The following is a 1,490-nucleotide window of genomic DNA, read 5'->3' as shown; positions in this document are numbered from 1 at the left end:
TGTCCAAAAAAAATTTAGGTAGGAAAAGCGAAGCTCGTTCATGAAATACTTTCAAAAAGACGAGCAAGCAAACATCATAAATACTACTGTGACACTACGAGTACAAATCCTCAAGGATAAATTTAATTCATCTTTGGGATTACCTTTTAAAGAATTGTTACCAACAAGTGTAGTTGAACAAGCTCTTGATGAGCTAAAAATTAGATATTATCGGCGATTATTTGATCCAATCGTAACGCTTTGGGCATTTTTGTCTCAAGTTTTAGATAATGATAAAAGTTGTCATAATGCAGTTAGTAAAGTCATTGCTTATTTGGCTGAAATTGTGGTAGAAATTCCCTCAACTGATACAAGTGCTTATTGCCAAGCAAGGGTAAGGCTTCCAGAAAAATTATTAGAAAATATTTTTAGTCAGTCTGCACAAAATATAGAAGAGAAAGTGACAGGAGAACATTTGTGGTGTGGTCGAAATGTCAAGGTAATAGATGGGTCAACTGTCTCTATGCCCGATACAGTAGAAAACCAAAAAGCATACCCTCAACCCAAGAGCCAAAAGGACGGATGTGGATTTCCAATTGCCAAAATTGGTGTGATATTCAGTTTAGCTACAGGAGTGGCTATTGCTTTCTGTATAGATGTTCTGAACACTCATGATATTAAATTAGCAAGGAGATTATATAGTTTTCTCAAACCCAATGATGTGCTTTTAGGAGATAGAGCTTTTTGCGCTTATGCCGATATGGTTACGATTACCAAACTCGGTTGTGATGCTGTATTTCGGAAGCATCAATCTCGAACAACAACCATGCGAAAAGGCAAAATTGTTGGAGATTCTGACAAATTAGTTACTTGGTATAAGCCTAAAAATTGTCCAAAAGGATTGAGTAAAGATGAATTTGATGCTCTACCTCCTTCCATAACTGTGCGAGAAATTTACTATTACATTGTTATTCCAGGTTTTCGTACAGAAAGAGTTAGCGTAATCACTACTTTATTAGATAAAGCAACTTATTCAACTCTGGATATTGTTGGGCTTTACGGTCAGAGGTGGGACGTTGAGCTAGATTTAAGACATCTCAAAACTACCTTGGGTATGGATGTTTTACGGTGTAAAACTCCCTCAATGGTACGCAAATAAATTTACATTTATTTACTTGCATACAATCTACTACGTAGCTTAATGTGGTCGGCAGGCACTACTTATGATACTCCTCCGTTGCGCCTATCCTTGCAAGCTACTCGCCACCATTTAAATAACTTTATTCCCGAATTATTAGCAGCAACTTCAACAAAACGTCTCCAAATTTACCTCACTTTACTTAAAGTTGTTGCTCATAAAGCTGTGAGCGATCGCCCCGGTAGAAGTGAACCACGAGTCCGTAAACGTCGCCCAAAAATTTATCCTTTGATGACCAAACCCCGGCATGAATTACGAAATCTTTTGAAAACTGCTTAACCACAATTGTTTCAGCTTTTCTTAGTGCCATTCG

At 37.3% G+C, this 1,490-nt stretch carries 2 protein-coding genes; both read left to right on the top strand.

The window, feature by feature from the left end:
• Positions 1 to 40: 40 nt before the first annotated feature.
• Entirely contained in the window at positions 41 to 1,138 is a 1,098-nt protein-coding gene (locus AC1F2U_RS34660) for an IS4 family transposase (RefSeq protein WP_480265264.1), read from the top strand.
• A gap of 42 nt (positions 1,139 to 1,180) precedes the next feature.
• Positions 1,181 to 1,456: a hypothetical protein gene (locus AC1F2U_RS34655; RefSeq protein ID WP_480265263.1), complete on the top strand. Its 276-nt coding sequence runs from the start codon at positions 1,181 to 1,183 to the stop codon at positions 1,454 to 1,456.
• Positions 1,457 to 1,490 lie beyond the last annotated feature (34 nt).

This window comes from Nostoc sp. LEGE 12454 (assembly GCF_056620565.1).
This window is presented reverse-complemented; position numbering and strand designations above follow the sequence as displayed.